General features: G+C 69.3%; 19 protein-coding genes and 1 pseudogene. 12 read left to right on the forward strand and 8 right to left on the reverse strand.

All coding sequences use genetic code 11. The features are described from left to right. Positions 1-3 precede the first annotated feature (3 nt). The 5 genes from G9473_RS01210 to G9473_RS01230 form a co-directional block, all read right to left on the reverse strand. Positions 4-156, reverse strand: coding sequence for a hypothetical protein (locus G9473_RS01210; RefSeq protein ID WP_291135190.1), 153 nt, complete (start codon positions 154-156; stop codon positions 4-6). Then, positions 153-1,043 carry an alpha/beta fold hydrolase BchO gene (gene bchO, locus G9473_RS01215; protein ID WP_291135192.1) on the reverse strand — a complete coding sequence of 297 codons (891 nt, stop codon included), beginning with the start codon at positions 1,041-1,043 and terminating at the stop codon, positions 153-155. Before bchO ends, G9473_RS01210 begins: the two co-directional genes overlap by 4 nt. After that, positions 1,040-2,839, reverse strand: a complete 1,800-nt coding sequence (locus G9473_RS01220; RefSeq protein WP_291135194.1) for a magnesium chelatase subunit D — start codon at positions 2,837-2,839, stop codon at positions 1,040-1,042. Before G9473_RS01220 ends, bchO begins: the two co-directional genes overlap by 4 nt. Beyond that, complete coding sequence (gene bchI, locus G9473_RS01225) at positions 2,836-3,837, reverse strand: magnesium chelatase ATPase subunit I (protein ID WP_291135196.1); 1,002 nt, start codon at positions 3,835-3,837, stop codon at positions 2,836-2,838. Before bchI ends, G9473_RS01220 begins: the two co-directional genes overlap by 4 nt. An 88-nt stretch (positions 3,838-3,925) precedes the next feature. Then, entirely contained in the window at positions 3,926-5,614 is a 1,689-nt protein-coding gene (locus G9473_RS01230; RefSeq protein ID WP_291135198.1) for an iron ABC transporter permease, read from the reverse strand. Positions 5,615-5,706: 92 nt separating this feature from the next. Here G9473_RS01230 and G9473_RS01235 point away from each other — a divergent pair, with 92 nt between their 5' ends. From G9473_RS01235 to G9473_RS01265, 8 genes and pseudogenes are all read left to right on the forward strand, one after another. Beyond that, a complete protein-coding gene (locus G9473_RS01235) occupies positions 5,707-6,687 on the forward strand; it encodes an ABC transporter ATP-binding protein (protein ID WP_291135199.1) in 981 nt (326 codons plus the stop codon). A gap of 110 nt (positions 6,688-6,797) precedes the next feature. Beyond that, on the forward strand, positions 6,798-7,832 hold the full coding sequence (locus G9473_RS01240; protein ID WP_291135200.1) for a Fe(3+) ABC transporter substrate-binding protein: 1,035 nt from the start codon (positions 6,798-6,800) through the stop codon (positions 7,830-7,832). A 160-nt stretch (positions 7,833-7,992) separates the two neighbouring features. Beyond that, positions 7,993-8,808, forward strand: coding sequence for a ferredoxin--NADP reductase (locus tag G9473_RS01245; protein WP_291135202.1), 816 nt, complete (start codon positions 7,993-7,995; stop codon positions 8,806-8,808). Between the two features lie 107 nt (positions 8,809-8,915). Then, entirely contained in the window at positions 8,916-10,058 is a 1,143-nt protein-coding gene (locus G9473_RS01250; protein ID WP_291135204.1) for an acyl-CoA dehydrogenase family protein, read from the forward strand. A 1-nt stretch (position 10,059) separates the two neighbouring features. Beyond that, entirely contained in the window at positions 10,060-10,809 is a 750-nt protein-coding gene (locus tag G9473_RS01255; protein ID WP_291135206.1) for an SDR family NAD(P)-dependent oxidoreductase, read from the forward strand. 176 nt (positions 10,810-10,985) lie between these two features. Continuing rightward, a pseudogene (locus G9473_RS16025) lies at positions 10,986-11,537 on the forward strand (aldo/keto reductase); the annotation flags it as partial. Positions 11,538-11,614: 77 nt separating this feature from the next. After that, the gene (locus tag G9473_RS16030) at positions 11,615-11,941 is read left to right on the forward strand and encodes an aldo/keto reductase (RefSeq protein WP_367159209.1); all 327 of its coding nucleotides are present in this window, start codon (positions 11,615-11,617) and stop codon (positions 11,939-11,941) included. 113 nt (positions 11,942-12,054) lie between these two features. Further along, positions 12,055-12,729: a response regulator transcription factor gene (locus G9473_RS01265; protein WP_291138156.1), complete on the forward strand. Its 675-nt coding sequence runs from the start codon at positions 12,055-12,057 to the stop codon at positions 12,727-12,729. Positions 12,730-12,806: 77 nt separating this feature from the next. On the opposite strand, the gene G9473_RS01270 is transcribed toward G9473_RS01265, so the two are convergent. Then, the gene (locus tag G9473_RS01270) at positions 12,807-13,979 is read right to left on the reverse strand and encodes a porin (protein ID WP_291135208.1); all 1,173 of its coding nucleotides are present in this window, start codon (positions 13,977-13,979) and stop codon (positions 12,807-12,809) included. A 194-nt stretch (positions 13,980-14,173) separates the two neighbouring features. Here G9473_RS01270 and G9473_RS01275 point away from each other — a divergent pair, with 194 nt between their 5' ends. From G9473_RS01275 to G9473_RS01290, 4 genes are read left to right on the forward strand one after another with little or no spacing between them, the layout of a single operon-like run. Then, complete coding sequence (locus tag G9473_RS01275) at positions 14,174-15,268, forward strand: DUF1611 domain-containing protein (protein ID WP_291135210.1); 1,095 nt, start codon at positions 14,174-14,176, stop codon at positions 15,266-15,268. Next, a complete protein-coding gene (locus tag G9473_RS01280; protein WP_291135212.1) occupies positions 15,265-16,263 on the forward strand; it encodes a hypothetical protein in 999 nt (332 codons plus the stop codon). Before G9473_RS01275 ends, G9473_RS01280 begins: the two co-directional genes overlap by 4 nt. Continuing rightward, the gene (locus tag G9473_RS01285; protein ID WP_291135214.1) at positions 16,260-17,033 is read left to right on the forward strand and encodes a hypothetical protein; all 774 of its coding nucleotides are present in this window, start codon (positions 16,260-16,262) and stop codon (positions 17,031-17,033) included. The genes G9473_RS01280 and G9473_RS01285 overlap by 4 nt, the downstream gene beginning before the upstream one ends. Before the next feature lie 56 nt (positions 17,034-17,089). After that, positions 17,090-18,151 (forward strand): porin, encoded by a 1,062-nt coding sequence (locus tag G9473_RS01290; RefSeq protein ID WP_291135216.1) that lies wholly within the window; start codon positions 17,090-17,092, stop codon positions 18,149-18,151. Positions 18,152-18,211: 60 nt separating this feature from the next. On the opposite strand, the gene G9473_RS01295 is transcribed toward G9473_RS01290, so the two are convergent. After that, the gene (locus G9473_RS01295) at positions 18,212-19,015 is read right to left on the reverse strand and encodes a hypothetical protein (protein ID WP_291135218.1); all 804 of its coding nucleotides are present in this window, start codon (positions 19,013-19,015) and stop codon (positions 18,212-18,214) included. Further along, positions 19,012-19,533, reverse strand: a complete 522-nt coding sequence (locus G9473_RS01300) for an RNA polymerase sigma factor (protein ID WP_291135220.1) — start codon at positions 19,531-19,533, stop codon at positions 19,012-19,014. The genes G9473_RS01295 and G9473_RS01300 overlap by 4 nt, the downstream gene beginning before the upstream one ends. Positions 19,534-19,636: the final 103 nt, after the last annotated feature.

The following is a 19,636-nucleotide window of genomic DNA, read 5'->3' on the forward strand; positions in this document are numbered from 1 at the left end:
CGCTCAGGAGGCGTCCTTGTCGCGCTCGGCCGCCTCGCGCGCCTCGCGTTCGGCGCGGGTGCGTTTCAGTTCGCGGTCAGTCTTCATCACCTGCCACACGCCGAAACCGATCGCGATGCCGTAGAAGAAGACGAGTTCGATCCAGCCGAAATTCATGGGGTGCTCTCCTCCTGCCGGGCGAAGCTGCGGATCAGTGCGGCCGCACGCTCCGGCTCTTCCTCGTGGGCCAGGTGGCCCAGCCCCTCCATCACCTCGAGCGAGGCATCGGGCAGCCATCCCGCCGCCTCGCGCGTCCAGTCGAGCGGGATCGCCGCGTCTTTGTCCGAATGGACCAGCAGGACCGGGTTCGCCACCTCGCTGAGCCGGGCCTTGAGCCGCGGCAGGTCCCAGTTCGCCATCATCGCCAGCGCTCCCTTGGCGTGGCGCGGATTGCGCAGCAGCGCCGAATAGCAGGCGAGCCCCGTCTCATCGAGCCGCGAGCCGGTCGAGCGCTTGAGGAAGCGGCTCGCCTCGCCCGGCAGCGTGGTGGTGGCGGAAAAGATGCGCGGGACCAGCGGGTTGACGAACAGCGCCTTGGCGAGCGCGGGAAAGACCTGCGCGGCCGGGCCGGGAAAGGGGCGCAAGGCGGAATTGAGGCCGATGATCGGGCCGGCGTAGCCGTGGTCGAGCGCGAGCTGGATCGCCAGCGCCGCGCCCGCCGAATGGCCGATGATCGCGGCGGGGGCGAGGTCGAGGTCGCGCACAAGCCCCGCGATGCGCGCCGCCATGCGGGGAAGCGAGGTGTCGGAAAGGTCGTGCCCGGCGGTGAAGGCGTGGCGCGGCAGGTCGACCGCGATGCAGTCGTGGTCCTCGGCGAGCAGCGGCATGACATCGCGCCACGAATGGACCGAGGCGCCCGTGCCGTGGAGCAGGAGAAGCTGCGGCGCGCCCGGCGGCCCCATGCGCTGGACGTGCCAGCTCGCCCCGCCCGAGGGTACGAAGGCGCTCGCCTCGCGGTGGGGCCAGAGGCGGCCTTCGCGGTCCCAGTCGAGCGCGCGGCTCACGCGGCGGCCTTCCCGGCTGCCTGGATCGCGCTCTGGAGCGTCTTCGCATCGGCGCGGGGGAGGGCGAGGAAGCGCCCGCGCATCGCCTCGGCCAGCTCGGGGCCTTCGCGTGCAGGGCGCGGGGAGATGTCGACCACCAGCGCCTCGATCCCGCGCGCGGCGATGGCTTTCGCGGCGACCTCCGCATCCTCGCGCGCTTTCCCGCGCCCCGGTTGGCCGTTCGCATCGATATTGCCGCGCCCGTCGGTGAGTATGACGAGGCTCGCCGTGCGGCCCTTGGCGATGACGCTTTCGGCGCATTCGCGCGCTGCGTTAAGCCCCAGCGCGAGCGGCGTCCCGCCACCGCCCGGCAGGCCCGACAGCGCCCGCTTGGCGCGGGTCAGCGAGCGGGTCGGCGGCAGCAGCAATTCGGCATTGTCCCCGCGAAAGGCCACCAGCGCGACTTCGGAGCGGGTGACATAAGCCTGCGCCAGCATCAGCTCGACCGCGCCCTTGGCCTCGGCCAGCCGCGCGGCGGCAGCGGAGCCGGAGGCATCGACCGCGAAGATCGTGACGCGCGGGGCTTTCTCTTCGTAGCGGCGGATGCGCAGGTCCTCCTTGCGCATCAGGATCGGCGCTTCGTCGGTGCAGCCCTCCATCGCGCGTTCGCGGCGGCGCACTTCCTGCCACGGGACGGCGGCGCGCAGCGTGTCGATCAGCGCAAGCCGGTTGCCCCCGCGCGGCATTCCGGGCCGTGCGCCCAAGGGCTTGCCGCGCATTCCCGCCTTCTTCTTCTGCCCGGTCCCGCTCGCGCCCCCGGTGCGGCGCGGGGCATTGCCCTTGGCCAGCTGTTCGAGCAGGTCCGCCGGGATCGCCGCCTCGGCCGCCTCGACCAGCATTTCCTCGAGTTCGTCCTGCTGCTTCTGGCGTTCGTCCTCGCTGCGCTCGTCCTCGCCGCTCTCGGGAGGATCGCCGGCGTCGTCCTGCGGCGGTTCGGGCGGGGGCTGGTCGGGCTGTTCCTGCTCCTGCTCCTCTGGGGGCTGGGGCGGCAGGCGGGTCGCGCGCGGGGCGAGGACAAGGCGCGCGGCGGCGGAAAGGTCGGCCTCGATCGCCTCGGTCCGTCCGGCGAGTGCGGCATGGGCGCGCGCCGCCTCGCTCGCGAAGAGCAGCGGGCGCAGCGAGGCCACGCCCAGCGCTGCGGCGGTCGCGGCGAGCGCGCCCAGCGCCTCGTCCGAAAGCGGCGCGACAGCGGCAAGGTCGAGCGTTTCGTCGCCGGGGAGGGTGACATCCTGCCACATCCGCGAATTCGCAAGGTCGCAGGAAAAGGCGAGTCGCTCGATCAGGCTGATCGGGGGGCATTCGTCGGGATCGGTGCTGTCGTCGAGCAGGATCAGCGCGGGTGCCTTGCCTCCCTCGTCGTCTCCCTCGTCGAGCGCCTGCGCCAGCCGCCCGGCGACCCCGTCCTCGATCCGCTCGGCCATGGGGGCGACCAGAGCGCCGCCCGCGGCTTCTTCGATCAGGCCCGACTGCGCGACCGGCTTGCCCGCAGCGAGGCTCGCCGCGATGTCGATCCCGCCGAGCAGGCGTTCGTCGTCGACATGGCCCGGCATCCGCCGCCACGGCCGCCCCTCCGCCGCCATCCGCTTGCCGAGTGCCGCGACCAGCGCATCGCGCGCCGGACCGCTTCCGCGCAGCACCATGCCGCCGAAGCGTGCAGGCGCGGCGAGGAACAGGCGCGCGGCGAGGAGCGCATCCTCCATCGGGTCTGGCGGGTCGGGGGCGGCGCCCGCAAGTGCTTGCGGATCGCCTTCGCTCATCCGAAAAGTTCTTCGATCGCCCGGTTGATGCGCGTGGTCGAGCCCGTCTCGTCGAGCACGTCGCGGCGCAACCGGTGGCGCAGGGCGGACGGGGCGACTTCGACAAGGTGCTCGCGTCGCACCTCGCGCGCGCCTTTCAGCGCGGCGAGCGCGCGGGCCGCGCGCATAAGGGTAAGCTCGCCGCGCAGCCCGTCTGCACCGACCGCAAGGCACAGCTCCGCCGCATCGCGCAGCAGGTCTTCGCCGGGCACGAGCTTGGGCAGCTTGTTCTTGCCGCGCGCGATCTGTTTGAGGATCTTCTCGTCCTCGCTCGCCCATTTTTCGGAGAAGGCTTGCGGGTCGCTCTCGCGCTCGGCGACGAGGCGCATGATTTCGATCCGGGTGTCGATTTCGGACGGGGTTCGCACTTCGACCGACAGGCCGAAACGGTCGAGCAGCTGCGGGCGCAATTCGCCTTCTTCGGGATTGCCGCTGCCGATCAGCACGAATTTCGCCGGGTGGCGCACCGACAGCCCCTCGCGCTCCACCACGTTCTCGCCCGAGGCGGCGACGTCAAGCAACAGGTCGACGAGGTGGTCTTCGAGCAGGTTGATCTCGTCGATGTAGAGAAAGCCGCGATGGGCTTTCGCCAGAAGGCCCGGTTCGAACCCCTTTTCGCCCGAACGCAGCGCCTTTTCGAGGTCGAGGCTGCCGATCACCCGGTCCTCGGTCGCGCCCAGCGGCAGGTCGACGAAAGGCACCGCGCGCTTTCTCACCGGGCCGCTGCCGCAGACGTCGGGATAGCGTGTCGCCTCTTCCTTCGAGCAGCCGTAGGGGCAGTTCTCGATCGCGGAAATCGGCGGGAGCAGCGCGGCCAGCGCGCGCGCTGCCGTCGACTTGCCGGTGCCGCGGTCGCCGAAGACCATGACCCCGCCGACGCTCGGATCGACCGCTGCGATCAGCAGCGCCTGTTTCATTTCGTCCTGACCGACGATCGCGGAAAAGGGAAAGCGTGCCATAAGGGCTTACTCTTAGCCCAAGGGCGCGTCCCCGCAAGGCCCGATGGGTGGCCCGGCGCGAGGATTTCCCCTTGGAAATGAAAGCCCCTCAGCGCCGCGCGGTGCGATGCAGCAGGATCACCGGCACGATGCCCGCCGCGAGCAGGATGAGCGCGGGGATCGAAGCCTCGGCGAGCCGCTCGTCGCTGGCGAGGCGATAGGTGCGGGTGGCGAGGGTTTCGAGATTGAAGGGCCGCAGGATCAGTGTCGCGGGAAGTTCGCGCAGGGTGTCGATGAAGACGAGCGCAGCGGCGCCTGCAAGGCTGGGCGCGAGCAGCGGGGCGAGGACGCGCCTCAGCACGCGGCCCGGCCCCGCGCCGAGCGAGCGCGCGGCGGCATCGAGATTGGCCGGGATCGTCGCCATGCCGCTTTCGACCCCGTTATAGGCGACCGTCAGGAACCGCACCGAAAGCGCGTAGATGAGGACGAGGCTGGTTCCGGTCAGCAGCAGGCCGCCCGGCGCATGTCCCAGCGAATCGCGCGCAAAGCGGGTGAGGCCGACATCGAGCGCGCCGAGCGGGGCGAGCAGGCCGACCGCAAGCAGCGCGCCGGGCAGGGCATAGCCGAGCGTCGCGAGCCGGATCGCGCCCCCCACCAGCGGGCTGGCCGAACGGCGACGCGCGAAAGCGAGCAGGAGCGCGGCGGCGAGGCAGGCCAGCGCGGTGACGAGGCCGAGCCACAGGCTGTCCGAGGCATAGGCTCCGAGCTCGCGCGTCGCCGCCAGCGCTGCTTCGCTCGTCGCCAGCGAAGCGAGATGGAGCGCGGGGACGAGGAAACCCAGCACCACCGGCAGCGCGCAGGCGAGGGCGGCGAGCCAGCGACCCGCGCGCGACAATTCGACCAGTGGGCCGCCGTGCCTGGCGGCCGCATCGCGGCTTTCGCTGCGCCCCGAGCGGGTCGAGGCTTCGAGCGCGACGAGGGCGAGGACGAAGAGCAGCATGATCGCGGCGAGCTTCAGCGCGGCCTGCTTGTCCCCCATCGCCAGCCAGCTGCGGAAGATGCCGGTCGAGAAGGTGGGAATGGCGAAATATTCGGCGACCCCGAAATCGGCCAGCGTCTCCATCATCACCAGCGCGAGCCCGCCCGCGATTGCTGGCCGGGCGGCGGGCAGGGCGACTTCGCGAAAGGCGCGCGCGGGCTTAGCGCCGAGGCTGCGCGCGGCGCGGAATTGCGCGAGGCTCTGTGCGGCGAAGGCGGCGCGGGCGAGCAGGTAGACGTAAGGATAGAGCACGATGGCAAGCACGAAGGCCCCGCCCGGCAGCGAGCGGACCTGCGGAACCAGCGCCCCTGCGCCCTCACCGAAAACGCCGCGCAGCGCGCCTTGCACGGGGCCGGCGTAATCGAGCAGGTCTGCATAGATATAGGCCGCGATATAGGCCGGCACGGCAAGCGGCAGGACCAGCGCCCAGCCGAGCGCGCGCCGCCCGGGAAACTCGGTCGCGGTGACGAGCCACGCGCAGCCCACCCCGACCAGCCCCGCCAGCATCCCGGTCAGCCCCATCAGCGCGGCGGTGTTTAAGACGTAGCGCGGCAGGACCGAGCCCGCCATGTGGACGATCGCTTCCACCCCGCCCGCAGGCGCGGCGCCAAGGATCGCGAGAATCGGCAGCGCGGCGAGTGCGGCGAGCGCGAGAGCGGCCCAATCCCAGCCGCGCGGCAGGGCGATACGCGGGCGCGATCGGGCGGCGCTCTCCGCCGCGCTTGCCTGCGGACCGCCTGTCCGCCTAATGCGGCTCACTTGCAGAGCCATTCACGGTCCATCGGGACGGCGTCCATCGGAACAGCGACTTGAGCCTCGAATTTCGACATATTGCCCATGCATATGGTGAGGTGCAGGCGCTGCGCGATATCAGCCTTGTCGCGCCTGCCGGGGAAATCACCTGCCTGCTTGGCTCTTCGGGCTGCGGCAAGTCAACCTTGCTGAGCCTCGCCGCCGGCCTGCTGCCGGTCCAGCAGGGCGCGATCCTGCTGGGTGGCGAGGTTCTTGCCGACGAAACCCGCGCGCCGCCGCCGGAAAAGCGCCCCGTCGGACTGGTCTTTCAGGAAGGCGCGCTGTTTCCGCACATGACGCTGGCGCGCAACATCGCCTTCGGACTGCCGAAAGCGCGCCACGGCGAGATCGCAGGCTGGCTCGACCAGGTCGGGCTGGCGGGGCTGGGGAGCCGCTATCCGCACGAGCTTTCGGGCGGGCAGCAGCAGCGCGCCGCGCTCGCACGGGCGATGGCGCCGGGCCCGGCCGTGCTGCTGATGGACGAACCCTTCGCCAGCGTCGACATCGTGCTGCGGAGAAGCCTGAGGCGCGATTGCCGGATGCTGCTCAAGGAGCGCGGGGCGACCACCATCCTCGTCACCCACGATCCGGGCGAGGCGCTCGACATCGGCGACCGCATCGCGGTGATGGAGGCCGGGCGGATCGTCCAGTTCGGCAGCCCCGAGGAATTGCACGAAGCCCCCGCCGCCGCCTCGGTCGGGGCGATGTTCTCGGGCGCACAGGTGGTCCCGGCGGAGCGGCGTGGGGAGGCGCTTGCGACGCCGTTCGGGGATTGGCCGGCGGCCTGCGTGATCGGCCCCGTGCCCGACGCGGCGCGGCTCGAACTGCTCGTTCATGCCCGCGCGCTCGACCTCGTGCCCGACGCTGCGGGGCTCCCGGTGCGCGACGTGCATGGTCTCGGCGACGGGAGGGTGCGCGTGCTGCTGGGGGAAAAGGGCGGGCGCGACCTCGCGATCGAGGCGGGCGAGGCCCCGTCCCCCGGCGAGCGCTTCCGCGTCGTGCCGCAAACGGGAAGCGTGCGCGCCTTCGCGGCGGGCTAGCGCTTCACTGCACCCTACAATTCGCTTGCGCGCTCGCCTCTAATATTGCAACGCATTCGCAAATAGTGGCGCGCTTTCGATTCCCGCGCCGCCAGCGAAAGGATTTCCCGATGCTCCGCACTCTTCTCGCCGGCGCTCTCGCGCTTTCCCTTGCCGCCTGTTCCGAAGGGCCTGACGGTCCCGCGCCGGGAGAGAACGGCGAAGTCAACATCTACTCCTCGCGCCACTACGACACCGATCTCAGGCTCTACGAGGACTTCACCGAAGCGACGGGCATCAAGGTCAACCGGATCGAGGCCGGGGCCGATGCGCTGATCGAGCGCATCGCGAGCGAAGGCGAATTCTCGCCCGCCGACCTGCTGGTGACGGTCGATGCCGGGCGGCTGTGGCGCGCCGAGGAAGCGGGCATTCTCGACTCGGTCAGCTCCGAAATCCTTTCCGAGCGATTGCCCGCCAACCTGCGCCACCCCGACGGGCTGTGGTTCGGCCTTTCGACCCGCGCGCGGGTCATCATCTACGACAAGTCGCAGGGCAAGCCGGAGGGGCTCGACACCTATCAAGACCTCGCCGATCCGGCGTTCCGCGGCGACATCTGCGTGCGGTCCTCCTCGAACATCTACAACATCTCGCTCCTTTCCAGCATTGTCGCGCACGAGGGCGCCGAGGCGGCACAGAACTGGGCGGAAGGCGTGGTCGCCAATTTCGCCCGCGCGCCGCAGGGCAACGACACCAGCCAGATCGAAGCGGTCGCGGCGGGCGAGTGCCGCATCTCGATCGTCAACACCTATTACCTCGCGCGCTATGCCAAGGGCGACGAGAGCGAGCAGGCGATCTTCGAGAAGGTGGGGGTGATCTTCCCCAACCAGGACACCACCGGCACGCACGTCAACATCAGCGGGGCGGGCGTGGTCAAGGGCGCTCCCAATCGCGAAAACGCGATCCGCTTCCTCGAATACCTCACGTCGGAAAGCGCCCAGCGCAATTTCGCAGATGGCAACAACGAATATCCGACGGTCACCGGGCTCGATGCCAATTCGGCGGTCGAACGGCTCGGGGAGTTTCGCGCCGACGATCTCAGTGTCGCCGAAATCGGGCGGAACCAGCGCGAGGCGGTGGAGATCTTCGACCGGGCGGGGTGGAACTGACGCGCGCGTTCAGCTTGTCCGCGATCAAGGCGCGCTATCCACGGCGCTTGCAAAACTACCTTGCGGCGCGCGGCCTAACAGGCCATGTCGCCGCCCATCCGAAGCGGCGTTCCCAAGCGCCGTGCGACCTGACCCACGATTTTGCGCGAGGCAGTCCCAAGTGAACCTCCCCATCACCGACCGCAGCCAGTTCACCGAAAGCTCGGCGCTCACGATCGAGACGATCACGCACGTCCACCACTGGAACGACAGCCTGTTCAGCCTCAAGATGACCCGCCCGGCGAGCTTCCGCTTTCGTTCGGGCGAGTTCATCATGATCGGCCTGCCGCAGGAAAACGGCAAGCCGCTGCTGCGCGCCTATTCGATGGCGAGCCCGTCCTATGCCGAGGAGCTCGAATTCCTCTCGATCAAGGTGCAGGACGGACCGCTGACCTCGCGCCTCCAGCATATCAAGGAAGGCGACCCGATCTATCTCGGCAAGAAGCCGACCGGCACGCTCGTCACCGATGCGCTGCTGCCGGGCAAGCGGCTGTTCATGCTCTCGACCGGCACGGGCCTTGCCCCGTTCATGAGCCTCGTGCGCGATCCGGAAGTCTATGCGATGTATGACGAGGTGATCGTCGTCCACTCGGTGCGCCAGGTCGCCGACCTCGCCTATCGCGAACTGCTCGAAAGCAAGCTCGAGGGCGACCCCCTGCTCGAGGACGAGGACCGCGAGCGGATGATTTACGTCCCCACCGTGACGCGCGAACCCTTCCGCACGCAGGGCCGCATCCAGGCGCTGATCGACGACGGGCGGCTGTTCGAACAGTCCAAGGGCCCGCAGCGCTTCGTGCCGGACGACGACCGGGTGATGCTGTGCGGCTCGATGGCGATGATCAAGGACCACGCCGCCGACCTCGAACGCCGCGGCTTCACCGAGGGCAGCAACGCCCAGCCCGGCCAGTTCGTGATCGAGCGGGCCTTCGTGGGGTAAGTCTCCCGCGCGGGTCCGCCCGCACTTGCACCTTTCGCGCTTTACAAACGCGCCCCGCTTCGGTTTGAGTTGCGCCCTGCAACGCACAGCCGGAGAGGGATACCGCAATGCTCGATACCGCCAATCGCACCGCTTATAACGAGGACCACGAAGCCTTCCGCGACACCGTTCGCAAGGTCTTCGCCCAGCACCTCACCCCGCACCTCGACAAGCACGAGGAAGAGGGCATCGTCGGGCGCGACGTGTGGAAGGCCGTGGGTGAAGCGGGCCTGCTGTGCCCCACGGTCAAGGAAGAGAACGGCGGGCTCGGGCTCGATTTCGGCTTCAACTGCGTGCTGACCGAGGAAATCAGCTACCTCGGCTCCTCGGCGGGCTTCACCCTGCAGAACGACATCACCGCCAATTACTTCGAGCGTCTCGGCACGCCCGAACAGCGCGAGAAGTACCTGCCCGGCATGGTCTCGGGCGACATCATCACCGCGATCGCGATGACCGAACCGGGCGCGGGCTCGGACCTCCAGGGCATCCGCACCACGGCTAAGAAGGACGGCAACCACCTCGTCATCAACGGGTCCAAGACCTACATCACCAACGGCCAGAACGCCGACTGCGTGATCGTCGTCGCCAAGACCGACCCCGAAAAGGGCGCCAAGGGCACGAGCCTCGTCCTCGTCGATGCCGACACGCCGGGTTTCGAGCGCGGGCGCAATCTCGACAAGATCGGCCAGCATTCCGCCGACACCTCCGAACTCTTCTTCAACGACTGCCGCGTGCCGATGACGAACCTGCTGGGCGGCGAGGGCATGGGCTTCATCCACCTGATGGAGGAGCTGCCGCAGGAACGCCTCGGCATCGCCGTGGGCGCGCAGGCGGCGGCGCAGCGCGCCTTCGACGAAGCGGTGAAGTTCACCAAGGAGCGCAAGGCTTTCGGCAAGACCGTGTTCGAATTCCAGAACACCAAGTTCACCCTCGCCGACCTCAAGGCCAAGATCCAGGTCGGCTGGGCGCATCTCGACTGGGCGATCAAGAAGCACCTCGCGGGCGAGCTCACCACCGACGAGGCGTCCGCGGCAAAGCTGTGGCACACCGACCTCCAGTGGGAAGCGGTCGACGCCGCGCTCCAGCTTCACGGCGGGGCGGGCTACATGAACGAATACGCCATCGCCCGCCTGTGGCGCGACGCGCGCGTGACCCGCATCTTCGGCGGCACGAACGAGATCATGAAGGAAGTGATCTCGCGGAGCATTTGACGTGCCGACCAGCGATAATCCGCTCGATTTCGAGGGCCGCAAGGTCCTCGTCATCGGCGGCTCGTCCGGTATCGGCAACGGCATCGCGCAGGGCTTTCGTGCAGCGGGGGCGGAGGTGATCGTCACCGGCACGCGGCCCGATTCGGGCGACTATCTCGAGGCCGAGGACTCCGACTTCACCGGGCTCGCTTACGAACGCCTCGACGTCACCGACCGCTCCGCCGCCGACGCGCTGGCGGAGAGGATCGGCCCGGTCGACGTGCTCGTCCAGTCGCAGGGCGTGGTGCGCTACAAGCGAGCCGAGTTCGCCCGCGAGGGCTGGGACGCGGTGGTGGACGTCAATCTCAATTCGGTGATGGACGTCGCCCGCGCCTTTCACCCGGGGCTTGCCGAAAGGGGCGGCACGATGATCGTCGTCTCCTCGGTCGCGGCGTTCAAATCGACCATCGGAACCCCCGCCTATGCCGCCTCCAAGGCGGGCGCGGCGAGCCTCGTCAAGACGCTGGGCGAGGCGTGGGCGAGGGACGGCGTGCGGGTCAACGGCATCGCGCCGGGGCTTGTCCCGACCAAGCTCACCGCCGTCACCACCGAGCACCCCGAACGGCGCGAGGCGAGCCTGCGCGCCATACCCCTCGCCCGCATGGGCACGCCCGAGGACATGGCCGGGGTCGCGCTCTTCCTAGCCTCGCCCCTGTCGGCCTACATGACCGGGCAGACGCTGGTGGTGGATGGCGGCCTCACCCTCTCGTGAAGGGGTCATAGTTCGCGCCGATCATACGCCGGGGCCCTTGTTCGCGCGCATTTTTCCAACTTTTCCTACACCCTCGCGCGCGCCCGTGTAGGAAACGCAGCGAAGGAGAAAGCCCCATGCAATACACCCGCCTCGGTCCCTCCGGCCTTACGGTTTCGCGCCTCTGCCTCGGCTGCATGAGCTATGGCGACACCACGAAAGGCTGGCACGGCGACTGGCTGCTGGGCGAAGAGGAATCGCGCCCCTTCTTCCGCGCCGCCTTGGAAGCGGGCATCAATTTCTTCGACACCGCCAACGGCTATTCGGGCGGCACATCGGAGGAAATCACCGGGAAACTCCTTCGCGAAATGGCCCGCCGCGACGAGATCGTGGTCGCGACCAAGGCTTTCATCCCGTGGCGGGGTGCTCCCAACACCGGCGGCCTTTCGCGCAAGGCGCTGATGCAGGCGGTCGACGACAGCCTCGCGCGGCTCGGCATGGATTACATCGACCTCTACCAGATCCACCGCTGGGATCCCGACACGCCGATCGAGGAGACGATGGAGGCGCTCCACGACATCGTGAAGGCGGGCAAGGCGCGCTATATCGGCGCGTCCTCGATGTATGCGTGGCAGTTCGCCAAGGCGCAGGAAACGGCGCGCGCGAATGGGTGGACCCCGTTCATTTCGATGCAGAACCAATTGAACCTGCTCTACCGCGAGGAGGAGCGCGAAATGCTCCCCCTGTGCGAGGACGAGGGCGTGGGCGTCATCCCGTGGAGCCCGCTCGCGCGCGGGCGGCTGGCGCGGCCGCGGGGGAGGAGACGGTGCGAAGCAAGACCGACGGGTTCGGCAAGACGATCTACCCCGAGGACGCAGCCGACAACGCGATCATCGACGCGCTCGCGGACCTTGCGGACAGGCGCGGCGAGGCGATGGCGAGCCTTGCCCTCGCATGGCAGTTCACCCGCGAGCCCGTCGCCGCCCCGATCATCGGCGCGACCAAGCCGCACCATATCTCCGACGCGGCGCGCGCGCTCGAAATCGAACTGGCGGAGGAGGAAATCGCGAGCCTCGAAGCGCCCTATCGCCCGAAATGGCCCAATGCGATGGGGATGCCGCTGCCCGGCGATCCGAAGGTCAGCGTGCTCTAGCGCCGCGCCAGCCCAGCGCGCCTTTGTGACACCCCTTTCGCGCCCATCACGCGCCCGTCACGAACGCGTCACAAGGCTCGCCCATGCCGCCGATGCAACAGGGCGGAACGGGCATGGACGTCGTCAATATCTTCCTCACCTGCGACCTCGCGGACAGCCTCGAGGATTTCGTCCACGACCAGCGCCGCTTCACCTTCGACCGCCTCGGTCCCGCCGGACCGGAGCGGCTGGTCGAAGGACCTATGTGGGCTTTCGTCGACTGGGTGATGGACGATCTTGCCGGCCTCGAGATGTGCCGCCGGTTGCGCGCCGACCCGCGCACCGCCGAAGCCCACGTGACCATGGTGCTCGAAGAGGACGACGCCGAGGATCGCCGCCGCGCGCTGAAGGCGGGGGCGGACGATTACATGGTCGGGCCATTGGACCGCACGGCGGTCCTCGACCGGGTGCTGGCGCTCCAGACCCGCAATGCAGAACGCCATTCCGCCCGCCGCTACGAGGTCGGCCCGCTGGCGATCGACATGGCCGCGCTGCAGGCGCGCTGGGACGGCGAGCCGATTGTCCTGCGCCCCAACGAGTTCCGCCTGCTGCGCTTCTTTGCTGAAAACCCCAATCGCGTGCTGAGCCGCGAGGATCTCATCAACGGCCTCGGCAAACGCGAACCCCCGATCGACGAGCGCACCGTGGACGTGTGGGTCGGAAGGCTGCGCCGCGCGATCAAGGCGGCGGGCGGCGGCAATCCGCTGAGGACCGTGCGCTCGATGGGGTATGTGTTCGACCTCGCCTGAGCGGGGCGCCTATCGCAGCGGGAGCGCCGAAAGCGAACGTTCCGCGTGCGAGGCACGCACCGCCCCTGCGGCCCAATTCAGAAAGCGATCTGGAAGCGCACCACACCGAGATCGCCGCTTGCGTCGGGCGTCAGCAGGCTGTCGCTCGTCTCGGTGCGGGCATAATTGGCAAGCACGCGCACGTTCCGGTCGAGATACCACGTCGCTCCGAGCGTCAGGACCGATGCGCGCCCGCGATCGAGGCCGGGATCGTCGAGGTCGGCCTCGCTGTAACGGGCCGCCAGTTCGATCGCGCCGCCCTTGCGTCCGATGCGCGCGCCTGTCGGCATCCCGCTCCGGCGCGAATAGCGATAGCGCTCGCCCGTCACCATCCAGCTTGCCTGTCCATACCAGCCCGAAAAGTCGAGCGGGTCGAGACCGGTGCGCTCGATCCGGGTCGCGATGTACTGCGCCTGCACCGAAACGGGGCCGCGTGCGGCGGCGAATTCCGCGTTGTAAGCTTGGAGGTCGCTTGCCCCGTCGATTCCCCCGGTGCGAAGCAGGCGCGGGGCGAGGCTGGACGCGGACACGACCGTGAAGCGCGGCGGCTCGGCAGGGTCGAAGGAACGGCTTTCATAGGCTGCGCCGAGATGGACCCAGGTCTTGCGCTTGCGCACCGGGGCGAAGGTCGCGCGCACCGCGAACCCGTCTCCGCGCACGCGCGACTGGCCGACCTCGTCCGCCAGCGCGTCGGTGAAATAGCCCGCTGCGAGCGTGAAATTGTCGTGTGAATAGCGCACGCTTCCACCGAGGCCGAAAGCGGGGGCGAAGGTGTTGGCGAGCGAGCGTTCGGCGAGAGTGAGCGAGTTGGAGCTTGCCATGTCCTCCATGCTGAAGGGCACGATCTGGTTGCCGCCCTTCAGCTCCACGCCTTCGACGGGGCGAAGCGCGATCCACACGTTGCGCCACCCGTCGGCCTGCGCGAATTCGCGGTCGACCCTCACCCGGACGACATCGCCCACGCGGGCCGAGAATTGGAGCCTTGCGCGGCGGAAGTCGACCTCGCTGCCTTCGTCGAGGCCGTGTTCGAAAACGCTCGCATCGAGATGGATACGCCCGCCGAGATTGAATTCGACATCGCCGGTGCTGACGGTGAGGCCGTCCTCGTCGGCCTCTATCCCGTCGCGCGCCGCTGCCCCGGCGGGCAAGGCGAAGGCGGAGAGGAGGGCAAGCGCCGGAAGGGCGAGACGGCGGGCGGGATAAGTAGTCACGGGCAGGGCTCCTTTGTGCAAACCTTCAGCCGTCCCGCGCGATCGGGAATGCGAATCCGGCCGGTTCACGCCGCAAACGGGGTCGCCGCCCGCTTTATTCCCGATCGGCTCGGAACTTTTTTCGTGGTCCTTACGGAATAAGCCGGGGTGGCGCTCCGTTAGCGCTGCATCCCCCTCTTGCGACGGAGTTGCCCATGACGATCCAGAGCCTCGCCCCGATCACCGGCCTCGAGCGTTCCTCCCGGCTGCAGATGCGGCTTGCGGCGGCCAAGCGGGCCTTCACGACGCGCAATGTCGACCTCGCTCTCGCGCACAGGCTGGTGCGCTCCGGCGTGCGGCCGAAGCCGGGCGACCTCATCCTCGCGCGGGTGACGGCGATCGGCCAGCACCGGCGGATCGAGAATGTCCACGGGCGGCGCGGCACGCTCTATGTCGGGGACGAGATCGTCGTCGCCTACGGCAATCGCTATGCGCCCGACCAGTTCGAAGCCTATGTCCCCGAAGACCTCGGCCCCTGCCACCTCGTCGCGGGCGGAGGGGTCGCGGCGCTGTCGACCTGCCGCCACGCGAGGGTGAAGGCGCCGACCGCGATCGAGGTGATCGGCGCGCTGGCCGGCGGGGACGGGGCGATGCTCAATCTCGCCGATTTCGCGCGCCCCGCGCCGCGAAACGCCGCCGCGCGCCCGCCGCTCGTCATCGCGGTGGTCGGCAGTTCCATGAACGCGGGCAAGACCACGACGGTCGCGGGGCTGGTGCATGGCCTCGGCAAGGCGGGGTTCCGCGTCGGAGCGGCGAAACTGACCGGGACCGGCTCCGGCGGCGACCTGTGGTCGATGCGCGATGCCGGCGCCGCCCTCGCGCTCGATTTCACCGATGCCGGCCACGCCTCGACCTTCGGGACCGGGCCGGAGGAACTCGCCCGCGTGACGAAGACGCTGCTCGCGCATCTGGCCGGGGACCAGGCCGACATCGCGATTGTCGAGATCGCCGACGGCCTGCTCCAGGAAGAAACCGCGAGACTGGTCGAGATGGGCCATGAGCACGGCTGGTTCGACGGGGTGCTGTTCGCCGCTGCCGACGCGATGGGAGCCGCGTTCGGGAGCACGTGGCTTGCGCAGCGCGGCATCGCCCCGCTCGCCATTTCCGGCCTCGTCTCGGCCTCGCCGCTTGCCGCGCGCGAGGCGGAAGGCGCGACCGGGGTCGGGGTCGTGACGCTTGCCGAGCTGCGCGACCCGGTCGCTTCCGCGCGCATCGCGCTCAGCAGGCCGGCCCGCCGGGCGGCGGCGTGAGCGCAGCTCCCGCCCTTCTGGCGGGTCGGCGGAGACGGCTGGCGGCCCTGCTGGCAGCCGTCGCGCTCGGCGAGGCGCTGCTGGCGGTGCTGTTCGCCGGGACGCTCGACAGGATGCTGGCGGCCCCTTCTGACCCTGTGCTGCCCGCGCTCGCGGCGGGTGGGCTGGCGTTGCTGGCCTCCCTTGCCCTGCTGGCGCAGCGCTGGATCGGCGAGGATTTCGCCCAGTCCTTCGTCATCGATTGCCGCGAAGCGCTGTTCCGGGCGGTGACGCGCCACGCGGGCGAGGGTCGGGATTCGCGCTGGCTGACGGGACTCATCAACGACATGGCGGCGCTGCGCAATTACGCGCTGCGTGGAACCGTCCGCCTGTGGACCAGCATGATTTCGGCCGGCGGGGCGGGGCTTTGGGTCCTGCTGACCATGCCCGCCCAGCGCATCGCGCTGCTGCCGCTCCTGCTTGGTGCGCTGGCCCTCGCGCTGCTCGCATCGCCGCTTGCGCAGGCCATCGGCGAACAGCGCTCGCAGCGGGGACGTCTCAATCGCTTCCTCGTCCGCCGCGTGCGCGCCGAAATGGCCGGCAAGCGCCCCGCCAAGGGTCGGGGCTTCCGCACGCTCGGCAACCTGTCGGGGGATCTGGGCACGCTTTCGGTCCACCGCGCCCGCTGGGCCGGGGCGCTCGATGCGGTCGCGACCCTCGCCGGTCTCGCCGCCGCGCTGACGCTCGGCATCAAGGCGGTGAGCACCGGTGCGGGGACGGCGCTGGCGGGCGATCTCATGCTGGTCGCCTTCATCGCGGCGCGCCTGCTCGAAACCGCGCGCGCGCTCCATGCCCGGATCGGCGGGGGCATCGCGCTCGAACGGCTCGAGCGCAAGCTGTCGCGTCCCGTGCGCGGGCGCGGGCGCGGGCGCGGGCGCGAGCGTGCCTCCCGGTCGAAACCCGTCGGCAAGCGGGCCGCGAGCGAACCGACGAAGATCAAAGAGAGCATCTCATGAGCACCGCGCGTGTCCTTCCCGCATTCCGCCCGGCGTGCGCGCCGGGCGTGCCCGAATGCTTCATCGCCAATGCCCGGCCCGGCCAGCAGGCGCTGGTCGCGGTCCACGGGATCAGCCGGAACGCAGCCGAGATCGCGATGCGCTTCGCAGCGCACCCGGCTTTCGCCCGCGTCACGGTGATCGCCCCGCTGTTCGATCGCAAGCGGTTCGGCCGGTATCAGCAGCTCGCTGTCCGCGACAGCGCCCAGACGCCGTCCGACAGCGGGCTCATCGCCCTGCTCGAAGCCCTTGCCGCAGAGGGCGTGGTCACGCCCGAACCGGTCCGCCTGTTCGGCTTTTCCGGCGGTGCGCAGATGGCCCATCGCTTCGCCATGTTTCACCCCGAACGCGTGGCGCGGCTGTGTATCTCCTCGGCCGGCTGGTACTGCCTGCCGCGCAGCGATCTCGCCTGGCCCTACGGCCTCGCGGAGGGGGCGGGCCGGCCCGCCGTAGGCCCGCGTTTCCTCGACATCGCGACGAGCGTCCTCGTGGGAAGCCGCGACACGCGGATCGATTCCTCGGTTCGGCAGGATCCGGTCGTGGTCGAACACCAGGGCCACAACCGCCTGCGCCGGGCGCGCAATTTCGTGCAGGCGCTGAACCGTTTCGCGCAGGCGCAGGGGCATCCGGGCCGCGCCCGGCTCGTCACCATGCCCGGCGTCTCGCACGAATTCGCGCAATGCGTGGAGGACGGCAATCTCATTGACATTGCAGCGCAGGCGCTCTTGTGACCAACATAAATCAACTTCTCGCCCCTTGGGCGGCATCATCGGAAAGCTGGCGCATCATGTCGTTGAAAGTTCTGCTGCGCGGCCTTCCCTGCGCCGCCGCATCCGCCCTCCTGTTCGGCGCGCAGGCCGCCAGGGCCGAACTGCCCCGGATCGAATATCGCTTCGAGGGATTCGACATCCGGCTTGCCGGGGGCATCGCCTCGCAGGGCGCGGTCTTCGACGATGACGATGCGGCGACCGACAGTCCCGATGCCAAGGTCGATGTCTTCGCCCGGCTGAATGCGCAATGGACCTCGCCCGGCGGCATCGTGATCGGCGCGAATATCGAACAGAACAACCGCCGCCGCGCGAGCGAGGTGCTCGAAGCGGGCGAGGTCTATGGCTTCGTCGCGAGCGATTACGGCCGCATCGAGGTTGGCCTGCAGGACGGGCCGGCCGATACGCTCGCCTTCGCCGCCCCGCTGGTCGCTCTCGGCCAGGTGCGCGGCGAGTTCTCGCGCTATGCCGGGCAGCAGGCGCTCCTGCGCGCGCTCGACACGCAGGACGCGTTCAAGGTGCTTTACCTCTCGCCGCCCATCGCGGGGCTGCGCGGAGGCGTTTCGTGGTCGCCGAAAGTCCGCCGCAACACCGAGGCGGTGGATTCGCGCGAGCAGATCCGGCTGGAGGACGCCTTCGAATTCGGCCTGCAATACCAGCAGCCGGTGGGCGACTGGATTCTCGGCGCGAGCGCGAGCTACGTGACCGGCAATGCCGACGAGCTGACCACCCGGGCCGACCTGTCGAGCTGGAGCGTGGGCTTCGACGCCAGGCGCGGATCGCTCAGGATCGGCGGCGCCTATGTCGACCGCGGGGATTCGAACCGCCTGACGCCCGGTTTCGACCAGTGGGAAGTCAATGGCGGCATCGGCTGGGTGACGCGCACCTGGGGGGTGGCCGGAAGCGCGGCCTATACGAAGGCGTCGGACCGGAGCAATCGGCTGATCGGCATGGGCGGCTTCTACCGCGTGACGCGGAACATCGAATTGCGCGCGGATGTCGTCCAGTTCCGCGAGGAGCGCCTGATGCAGCTGCGCGACGAAGGCGTCTCCGCCGTGGTCGAAGTGCAGCTGACGATCTGAAATTGCGGGGCTGAAATCGCGGGGCCGAAATCGCGGGGCGCGAGGGCGTCCTGCCTCGCCCTAGCGTGCTTCGAGCTGCGCCGCTTCGTCGGGACCGACCAGCGGATCGCTGTCGATCATCTCATCGACGGCGGCGATCACGCCCACCGCCGCATCGCCGCCCGCCAGGCGCATTTCACCGGCCGGCTGCGCCCGGCGGCCGAAAGCCTCGATCCGCCAGTCGTCCCCGAGAGCGCAGGCCAGCGCATCGCTCGTCCCGGCCGGCCCGTCGAGCCTGAATTGCCGGCACAATTGCCCGTCGACATTGCGGAAGGTGAGCACCACCGTTCCGCTTTCCTGCCCGCCCAGTTCGATCGCTTCGCCGCTCGGCGCTCTGTCGAGCATCGCTGCAAGATCGGGCGAGAGCGCAGCGCCGTCGGTCCCCGCGAGGACGAGGCCGCCGGCTTCGGCTCCCGCATCGCCGCCCGGTCCGGCCCCGGTCAGGAGCGGACCGCCGACAAGCACGCCGACCGCAAGGCTGGCGGCCATCGCGGCGAATTGCGGCCAGCGCCAGCTGCCGCCCATGTCATTGGCGGGCTCCGGCAGGTCGCCGAGGCTTGCCGCATTCATGGCGCTCGCCTGCCTCCCGGCCTCGCGCGGGGAAGCCGCTTCGACGAGGCGTTCGGGCACCGGCGCGGCGAGGACCGGGGCGAAGGCCGTGCGGACGGCCTCGGCGGTATCGTCTTCGCGGGCGAGCGCCTCGACCCTTTCGGCCAGTTCCGGATCGGCGTTGATCGCGTTCTCGATCGCCTCCATCACCGCCTCGTCCTCGAGCGTGCCGGCGAGAAACGCGGCCAGATCCGTATCGCTGAAACGCCCGGTCATGCCGCCTCTCCCGAAGGCCCCATCTGCCGTGCAAGGGCCGCCTTGGCGCGCGAAAGGCGGCTCATCACGGTCCCGATCGGCAGGTCCAGCATTTCCGCCGCCTCCCGGTAGCTGAACTCCTCCAGCATGACGAGCGCCACGACGTCGCGCTGTTCGCGCGGCAGGGCATCGACCGCGGCGCGCACCGCGCGGGCATCCGCGCTCGCCTCGGCCAGGGCCACGCCGTCCTCTCCGACAAGGTCGATCATCTCGCTGATGTCGTCGTGCGCCTTGCGGTTGGCCGCCCGCCTACGATCGTCGAGCCAGGTGTTGCGGGCGATCCGGAAGGCCCATCGGTCGAGCCGGGTGCCGGGCTGGAACTGGTCCAAGTTGAGCATCGCTTTCTCCAGACACGCCTGCACGACATCGTCCGCGTCGGCGAGATTGCCCGTCAGCACCCGCGCGAAGCGTCGCAATCGCGGGATCAGCGCGATCAGCTCCTGGGTGGCCCGGTCATCCGGCTTTCTAAGGCGTTTCATTCTGCCAACGGTTCAGCGATGGGAAATATTCCCTCCTTAGTCACAGGAGGAAACGAAAAAAACCGCTGGATTTCGCAGCCGGGGGAGAGAAGGAGCTCGGCGG

It is taken from the genome of Erythrobacter sp., assembly GCF_011765465.1.
Taxonomy (GTDB): Bacteria; Pseudomonadota; Alphaproteobacteria; order Sphingomonadales; family Sphingomonadaceae; genus Erythrobacter.

Bases quoted from the DNA above. Each gene is read 5' to 3' on its own strand.
- G9473_RS01275 (WP_291135210.1), top strand. From the start codon at position 14,174: ATGACGATCCAGAGCCTCGCCCCGATCACCGGCCTCGAGCGTTCCTCC.
- G9473_RS01220 (WP_291135194.1), bottom strand. From the start codon at position 2,839: ATGAGCGAAGGCGATCCGCAAGCACTTGCGGGCGCCGCCCCCGACCCG.
- G9473_RS01265 (WP_291138156.1), top strand. From the start codon at position 12,055: ATGGACGTCGTCAATATCTTCCTCACCTGCGACCTCGCGGACAGCCTC.
- G9473_RS01290 (WP_291135216.1), top strand. From the start codon at position 17,090: ATGTCGTTGAAAGTTCTGCTGCGCGGCCTTCCCTGCGCCGCCGCATCC.
- G9473_RS01300 (WP_291135220.1), bottom strand. From the start codon at position 19,533: ATGAAACGCCTTAGAAAGCCGGATGACCGGGCCACCCAGGAGCTGATC.
- G9473_RS01295 (WP_291135218.1), bottom strand. From the start codon at position 19,015: ATGACCGGGCGTTTCAGCGATACGGATCTGGCCGCGTTTCTCGCCGGC.
- G9473_RS01250 (WP_291135204.1), top strand. From the start codon at position 8,916: ATGCTCGATACCGCCAATCGCACCGCTTATAACGAGGACCACGAAGCC.
- G9473_RS01240 (WP_291135200.1), top strand. From the start codon at position 6,798: ATGCTCCGCACTCTTCTCGCCGGCGCTCTCGCGCTTTCCCTTGCCGCC.
- G9473_RS01210 (WP_291135190.1), bottom strand. From the start codon at position 156: ATGAATTTCGGCTGGATCGAACTCGTCTTCTTCTACGGCATCGCGATC.
- bchI (WP_291135196.1), bottom strand. From the start codon at position 3,837: ATGGCACGCTTTCCCTTTTCCGCGATCGTCGGTCAGGACGAAATGAAA.
- G9473_RS01285 (WP_291135214.1), top strand. From the start codon at position 16,260: ATGAGCACCGCGCGTGTCCTTCCCGCATTCCGCCCGGCGTGCGCGCCG.